At 57.3% G+C, this 7662-nt stretch carries 6 protein-coding genes; all 6 read left to right on the top strand.

What is annotated here, in order from left to right; genetic code table 11:
• Window positions 1–487 precede the first annotated feature (487 nt).
• The 6 genes from LOM8899_RS21760 to LOM8899_RS21735 all read left to right on the top strand — a co-directional run bounded on the left by LOM8899_RS21760 (window position 488) and on the right by LOM8899_RS21735 (window position 7604).
• Window positions 488–802 carry a DUF3775 domain-containing protein gene (locus tag LOM8899_RS21760; RefSeq protein WP_093994355.1) on the top strand — a complete coding sequence of 105 codons (315 nt, stop codon included), beginning with the start codon at window positions 488–490 and terminating at the stop codon, window positions 800–802.
• A gap of 178 nt (window positions 803–980) precedes the next feature.
• Window positions 981–2615: a hypothetical protein gene (locus tag LOM8899_RS21755; protein ID WP_093994354.1), complete on the top strand. Its 1635-nt coding sequence runs from the start codon at window positions 981–983 to the stop codon at window positions 2613–2615.
• 633 nt (window positions 2616–3248) lie between these two features.
• Complete coding sequence (locus tag LOM8899_RS21750; RefSeq protein WP_093994353.1) at window positions 3249–4346, top strand: ABC transporter ATP-binding protein; 1098 nt, start codon at window positions 3249–3251, stop codon at window positions 4344–4346.
• Between the two features lie 87 nt (window positions 4347–4433).
• A complete protein-coding gene (locus LOM8899_RS21745; RefSeq protein WP_093994352.1) occupies window positions 4434–5744 on the top strand; it encodes an extracellular solute-binding protein in 1311 nt (436 codons plus the stop codon).
• Between the two features lie 182 nt (window positions 5745–5926).
• The gene (locus LOM8899_RS21740) at window positions 5927–6697 is read left to right on the top strand and encodes a carbohydrate ABC transporter permease (RefSeq protein WP_245820710.1); all 771 of its coding nucleotides are present in this window, start codon (window positions 5927–5929) and stop codon (window positions 6695–6697) included.
• A 1-nt stretch (window position 6698) separates the two neighbouring features.
• Complete coding sequence (locus LOM8899_RS21735; protein WP_093994350.1) at window positions 6699–7604, top strand: carbohydrate ABC transporter permease; 906 nt, start codon at window positions 6699–6701, stop codon at window positions 7602–7604.
• The last annotated feature ends 58 nt before the right edge of the window (window positions 7605–7662 follow it).

Genomic DNA, 7662 nt, shown 5'->3' with positions numbered 1-7662 from the left:
GCGGCTTGCCATGGCTCTTCGGAAAGAACGGCTTCAACCGCTCAATCTGCTCGTCGGTCAGTCAGAAAAGGTTGCTCATCATCACCCCCGTCAGTTCGGGAGCTTGACTCACGCAGGCCGGGCGGCCCCAAACCGATTGTTGGGTCCTGACACTTGGGAGTACGTATTAAGAGAATCTTCCGCGTTTGGGCAGAACTCGCCTCAATGGCAGGACAATTCGATCGACAGTGCATCAGCCACCAACGACTTGGAGGTCGGTCTGGACGACGCCCGTAAGTCAGCTTTGATTTATAAGCGGTCGACATAGGTCTAGAGCCCTGTCTATGTGCGCTACGATGCAACAGATGTACCGCTCCGAATATTCAGCGCCAAATGATCGCAGCTCCTTCTTCCGGCAAGTTTCCAACGCAATCCATGCGCCCATTGCATTTGGGCTTGCAGTCGCGCCCCCAGACGTTTCAGAATTCGATACAAGGGAGATGAATGCATGATCGAGATCAGTACGGGCAAAGTTGTCAGAGTCATAATGCTGACCCGTGAATACGGGCCGGACAGTGTCAAGCTGGCAGACTATATTTCCGGCCTCAATGACGATGAAAAGGTGAGCTTGGTCGCGGTGATGTGGATCGGGCGCGGCAGCTTTGAGGCCGATGAACTTGAGGAAGCCAAGAGCGAAGCCCGGCGCGAGGCGTCAGCACCGACAGAACGTTATTTGTCAGGCATACCCGGATTGGCGGAGCATCTCGAGAGTGGATTGGAGGCGCTGGGAATCGATGTCACAGACGCAGAGGACGACCTGTAGTTTCTAAGACCCGCGATGTGCCAGACGAGAGGATCATGTTCATATCGGGGGCGGCCCGCACGGGACCGCCGGCAATGTGGACAATCGTAGATCAGTGCCCCCCCTCTCCGATCATATGTGCGGCGCGACGAAACCGTTTAGCGAGCACTTTGGCCCTACCGTTTTGAGGAGACACACTTTGCCCCAATATTTTTCAGGCCGGGTCTTCGTCCGCGGCCACGACAAATACCCGCACGCCCTCCGTCGTTTGCGGGCGAGTTTTCCCGAGATCGAGTGGGTCGACGGCAGCGGCGACGGCCCTTGCCTCACATTGCAGACGGACAATAAACGCCCTGAAGGCAGCTATCGTATTGAGCGGTCCGAAATGTCGTTGACGGTTACGGGGGGCCCTTTCTCCGGCGTGATATTCGGCGTTGAGGAACTCATCGCGCTGGGTGGGAGCCACCCCGGCCGGCTGCGACTGCCCGATGCAGACATCGACGAGAGCCCTGGCCTTGCTTACCGCACGTTCTGGACCTGGGATCATTCGACGAATTGGGAGATCAGCCAGATCGGGCAACAAGAGATCGGCGTCTTCAACCCCTATGGGAAACCCCCTGGTGGCTTTCTCGCAGACTACCAGAGATGTGTCGACTTCTGCTCTCAGAATAAGATCTCCGCAATCGTCATCTATGGGTTCTTGAGGGATTCGCACGGCGGCATCGAGTCGGCCCAAGAGCTTTGCCGATATGCTACGGAACGTGGTGTCCGGATTATTCCGGGTATCGCGATCGGAAGCTATGGCGGTGTTTACTGGGAGGGGGACTCACCTTGGAACCTCGCAACCTGGCTCAAGGACAATCCTCAGCATGCTGCGACTCTTGAAAGAGGTGTCGGATTTCAGATTGCGGATCTTGCCTTCCCGCTTAATTTCCCAAAGTCCGACTATACGTTGTCGGCATGTCCGTCTGCGCCAGAGACGATCCGCTGGATGTCCGACGGCGTGGCGTGGCTCAGCGAGACTTTTGACATTGGGGGCATCAACATTGAAGCGGGCGACTACGGCGTTTGCGGCTGTGAGCGCTGCACATTGCGGCGCGACAACCCGCAAGAAGCAGCCAGACGAGCCGACACCTTCGGCGACTACTGGTCGCATACCGACATGGCCGAGAATTTTCCAATCCTTTACGAGCGCGCCAAGTCGATCAAGCCGGACCTGTGGATCTATTCGGAAATTCAATGGGATAACCTGTTGGATCCGGTGGCCCACGAAGCACAGAAGAAGCTGCCGAAAGGTGGCATCTATCAACACACGACCAATCGAAGCTACTGGAGCCGCATTCAATCGGAACTGACCGGTGACTACGTGCGTGCGCTCCCGATGCAGCCGAATGTGTTGCGCTGCCAGTTCGCCTGCCAATGGAACGGGGATGAGCGCACCGAGCGCTATGCCTTTAACGGCCGTGCTTTCGCAGACATGACCGCTTTGTCCCACCAGACGGGCATGAGGGGGCTGACGGTGTGGGGGGAACCGTCACCCTATCATGCGACTGTCGAATTCTCATATCTGGCCTTCGCTCGGTTTTCCTGGTCGCCGGATCTGTCTTGGGATGACTTCATCAAACGAGATATGGCGCCGCGCCTTGGCGGATTGGACGCGGCCAAGGCGTTCGTGGAGATCGCTGAAGAACTGGACGCCTATCAGGTCATGGATCCGGATCGACTAACTATACTACGTATGCGCGCCGCAGAACATCGCGCATCTGACGAGTCCGGTCGTCGTTGGCTGAGTCTCGAGGATCAGATCTCCAGAAGGCTCTATATGGGAGCTTGACGAGACGCGTCGGTCGAATGGCAGTAACCTGGCAGCCGTTTTTGGACTTTTCTGCCAGACACAAGGCTACTGGTTTCCGGCGGGATTGGCTCAGTTCGTCGGAGCTTCATCCGTAGTCACGCAGGGGCATTGAAGGTCTCTGCCCGTTTTCTGATCAGGGTCCAGCGGCAACAAAGCACTATTGTTGAGCCGCATCATGTAGGGCAGCCGGCGGCGGCAAAGGACTGCCGCGGCCCCGGATTCATGGCTTTGCCCGCAGCTACATTGTTCAGATGTTTTGGAGATGAACGGTGCGAGACGACCAAGCCACCAACGTGCCAAATTCCAGACAACTATCTGATTTTGCAGCCTTTCACCACCACCGCCCGCTTCATCCCGGCTAGTCGAGCAAGCACTTCCAACCCGGATCTTCTTGGGATATCTGGTGTTTTCGATATGAAAAGTTGCGGCTGACTTCCTCTTGGGAATGCCCTCTGGATATCGAACTTAAGCTTGCAACCATGACCGCTACATAAAAAAAATCACTGGCGTGATTACGACAAGATATGAGGCAGCAATTGAAATGCGCTGCTAGCCTCAACTGCAACGGCGGCATGCTCAAGACATCCGGCATAATCAAAAATAGCAGGGCCCATGGCTGAACTCAGACTCTCCAAAGTTCGAAAGACCTACGGGTCCACCGAAGTCATCAAAGGGGTGGACCTGGATGTCAACAAGGGCGAATTCGTCGTCTTTGTCGGTCCATCCGGCTGTGGCAAATCAACACTTCTACGTATGATCGCAGGCCTCGAGAACATTACCGAGGGAGAGCTTTGGATAGGGGATGAATTGTGTAACGACATTCATCCCGGGGATCGCGGGATCGCCATGGTGTTCCAATCATACGCCCTCTATCCCCATATGACCGTATCCGACAACATTGCTTTCAACCTGAAGATCTCGGGCTATTCCAAGGAAGAGCGAGAGCAGAAGGTGCAGAACGCCGCGCGGATCCTGCAGATTGAACACTTGCTGAAACGAAAGCCTTCACAGCTTTCGGGCGGGCAGCGGCAACGCGTCGCGATCGGCCGGGCGATTGTCCGCGAGCCGCAGGTCTTTCTCTTCGATGAACCGCTATCAAACCTCGATGCCGCACTTCGTGTCGAAATGCGAATGGAGTTGTCCGCTCTACACCGCACGCTTGGTGCGACCATGATCTATGTGACGCATGATCAAGTCGAAGCCATGACACTGGCAGACAAGATCGTGGTGTTGGATGCCGGGATCGTTCAGCAGGTTGGCGAGCCGATTGATCTTTATCAGCGGCCTGCCAACCTGTTCGTTGCAGGCTTCATCGGCAGCCCGAAAATGAATTTCTTCCCGGTCACCGTGGTCGCACGCAGCGCAGGCCATGTCGACGTGGAAGGTGTGACAATCGAGCGGGTAAGTGTCCCCACGGATCCTTCGGGTATCGAGATCGGAGACCAGATGACCCTCGGCATCCGGCCCCAGGATTTGGACTATTCTCCGCAGGGTCCAGTTAAAGGAACAATCGAAATGACCGAGCGGTTGGGCAGCGAAACGATCCTCAATTGCAAAACCGAAGATGGCACATCCCTGCTTGCGGTGCTGGGTCGCGACGAGAAATTTGAACACGGCGCGCAGGCGCGTTTCGAATTCGAACCCGCACAAGCCATCCTGTTCAATCACGAGGGCACCGCCCGCTACCCCGATCAAGCGTTGCCGGATTGAACATCATAGCGCGGCGACGCCAAACGTTTCCAAGATCATAAGCCAATAACCAAGAACGCAAGTTCACCACCAACACTGGAGAAGGTAATGAAACAGCATATTGCAGAGAAGCAACGCCAAACTGGCCGCTTGAAATGCTCGGGCACCGTCTTGGCAACACTCCTCGCCACCACGACCGCCGGGTACGCGCAGGAAGCACTTGAGGTTTGGTCCCGCAGCGGACCACAAGCCGCCGCAACCTACGAAGCTGTTTTTGAAGCCTTCACGGAGAAGACCGGCATTCCTGTGGAGTATCTCACGGCGCTCCAGTTCGATACACAGCTTCAGGCACGCGTCGCCGCACGCGATCTGCCTGATGTCTTGATCTATGACCAATCCAGCATGGCAGCCTATGCGAACGCGGGTTGGATCCTGCCGATCGACCCGACCTCTCTGGCAGGCCACGATGAAGTCTCCGATGTTTCGTGGGATTCGGTGCGTATGGCCGATGGCTCGACATACGGCGTGCCATTCAGCCAACACGCGCAGATCACGTTCGTTCGCAAGGACTGGCGCGAGAACCTCGGTTTTGATGTGCCGACAACGCATGAGGAATTGATTGCGCTCGCGACAGCCTTTGCCACCGGCGATCCCGACGGAAACGGTGTCGATGGCGATACCTACGGAATGGCGGTTCCGGGAACGACCAACCGCGGCTTCTTTGCCTGGTGGATGTTCTCCTATCTCGCCCAGCAGGGCGCGCATTATGTCGAAGGCGGCGACGGAAAATACGAAGTCACCATCAACAATCCGGAAGGCGTGGCAGCCGTCGAATGGTTGTACGATGCGTTCTGCGGCGATCCGAACCTCGCCCAGCCCGGAGCGATGACAAATGCCAGTGCGACGCCCTTCTTCGCCGAAGGCCAAGCCGGCATTTATCAAACCGGCCCCTATGCCATCACCAGCTTCACCGACAAGATTGGTGCCGAGAACCTTGAGATCATCATCGCTCCGGCCGGATCGGCAGGCAGCACCACTTTGACGGAACGCACCAGCATCTATTTTGGCTCGACAACAACGATGCCCGAGGCGCAAAAGGCACTGGCCGAGTTCCTGATAAGTGAAGAAGGGCAAACCCTCGGCATGACCGCGCCCGGCCAACCTGTCGTTCGGCTGCCGGTCAACGTCAACCTGAACGCGGCCGAGATCTACGGAGACGAACGGTTTGTCACCGTTGCAGAGCAGCTCGAGATGTCCGAACTGATGCCGTCGGATATTGATTTCACAGCCGCCCGCTTGGAAATCGCCGAGACGTTTCAGACCTTGTTCTCGCAATGCAATGACGATGTCGTCGAGCAACTCGACGTGCTTGCAGGGCTGATCGCAGACGAACTCGACGCCGTGAACGCACTGAAATGACCCACTCGAGCAGCGCTTTAACACCGCCTGCGACACTTGCTGAAGGTGCCTCCCCACCTTCAGCTCCGCGTCGCAATCGTGTCAGATCCCAATCACGTTGGTGGTCGGCGTGGATTTTTCTCGCGCCAGCGCTGCTCCTTTTTATCTTTTTCAAATTTGTTCCTATGGCCGCCGGCATCCGGATGAGTTTTCAGGAAGTCAGCCCGTTCCTTGGCAATCAATGGGTTGGCTGGGAGAACTACGCAACGGTCCTGACCAATAGCCGGTTTCACCAAGCGGTTTCCAACACCCTTGTCTTGGGGGTCGGCCAATCTTTCGGAGCTGTCCTGGTCGGCTTCATCCTCGCACTTCTGTTGGAGGGCCCATCGCGCAGTCTTTGGTTCGTCAGAACGGCGGTATTCCTTCCCGTGGTGACGGCCTCGGCGGTTGTGGGCGAAATCTGGCGAATTATCTACTTCCCGTCCCCGGACGGCTTCATGAACAAGGTCCTTGGCTTGGTGGGCATCGACCCAATCCGCTATCTTGAGGACACGTCGGTGGCACTCTACGCCGTGATGACCGTCGGGATATGGTCGAGCGCCCCCTACTACATGGTCATCTTTCTGGCCGGACTCGCCGGTGTCGACAGAACTCTCTATGAGGCTGCCGCCATTGACGGGGCGCGGCTGCGGCACCGGATCGTGAGTATCACCATTCCCGCATTGCGGCCCGCGATCATGATCGTCTCGATTCTCGCGGCTGTGCGCGCCCTCCGGATCTTTACCGATGTCTGGGTTCTCACGGGTGGCGGACCCGCAGGTTCTACCCAAGTCTGGATGACACAAATCTACACTCAGGGCTTCGAGCGCAACAATCTAGGCGTCGCATCGGCTGCCTCGATACTACTCCTGATCGCGTCGGTCCTGCTGACAGTTGTGGCGATCTACTTTACCCGCAACAAGGAGGACCGCTAACATGTCGACGCCCGCTCTCCGCAAGAAACGCCGCCAGACAAGTGTCGAAGGAACGCTCGACACCGCATTCGGCTGGGCGGTCGGCGACACGCGCTCGATGCTGGTTCGTGCCGTCCTCTGTGCGATCCTCCTGTTCATCTTTGCCGGTCCGATCCTGACGATTATCGTCGGCGCATTCGACCTCAATCCCGACCCCACGGCGCTTACCCTATGGCCGCACAATCCAAGCCTCGAGAACTTCCGGGTGGCGACGGGACGCGGGATCTGGGGGTACTTTGCTAATTCACTCTTCATCGCGGGCTTTGGCTTGACCCTTCAGATCGCTGTCGCCGTCACGGCTGGCTACGCCCTGGCCCGCCGCAAGTTCTATGGTCAAACCGTCGTATTGGGGGTTTTCCTTGCGACCATGATGTTGCCAGAAGAAGTCGTCGCCGTTCCGCTGGCCGTCGTGCTTGGCGACCTTCCGCTCTTGGGTATCAGCATACGGGGAACCGTCTTTGCAATCATCCTGCCGGTCGCGGCTTCGGCCTTCTCGATCCTCGTGATGGCGGCGTTCATGCGCGATATCCCCGAAGAGATCATCGAAGCGGCCCGCATTGACGGGGCCAGCGAATTCAGAATTCTGGTGCAGGTCATCTTGCCGATGTGCCTCCCTGCGCTCGGCGTCGTGGCGATCTTCGGGTTCAACGGCATATGGGATCAGTATTTGCTGCCGCTCGTTGCCGCAAACAGAACAGAGGACTATACGATCACTGTCATCCTTCGCAGTCTGAGAGCGGACGTCGAGGTTGGAACAGGCGCCCTCCTTGCAGGAGCCTTCCTCGCCCTGATCCCGAGCTTGATCGTGTATCTCCTTTTGCAGAAATCGCTGGTCCGGGGCATGACCTCCGGCGCGATCAAAGGATAACCCTGCGAACGCCCGGAGTCCGGGCGTTCCTCACTGGCACCTGAAAAGCTGCCGCCAA

The organism is Flavimaricola marinus (assembly GCF_900184895.1).
Classification (GTDB): domain Bacteria; phylum Pseudomonadota; class Alphaproteobacteria; order Rhodobacterales; family Rhodobacteraceae; genus Flavimaricola; species Flavimaricola marinus.
Note: the sequence above shows the minus strand (reverse complement) of the source record. Positions and strands in the feature narration are given on the sequence as shown.

Coding starts and splice junctions, on each gene's coding strand:
- LOM8899_RS21760 (WP_093994355.1), top strand. CDS start 488: ATGATCGAGATCAGTACGGGCAAAGTTGTCAGAGTCATAATGCTGACC.
- LOM8899_RS21750 (WP_093994353.1), top strand. CDS start 3,249: ATGGCTGAACTCAGACTCTCCAAAGTTCGAAAGACCTACGGGTCCACC.
- LOM8899_RS21745 (WP_093994352.1), top strand. CDS start 4,434: ATGAAACAGCATATTGCAGAGAAGCAACGCCAAACTGGCCGCTTGAAA.
- LOM8899_RS21740 (WP_245820710.1), top strand. CDS start 5,927: ATGAGTTTTCAGGAAGTCAGCCCGTTCCTTGGCAATCAATGGGTTGGC.
- LOM8899_RS21735 (WP_093994350.1), top strand. CDS start 6,699: ATGTCGACGCCCGCTCTCCGCAAGAAACGCCGCCAGACAAGTGTCGAA.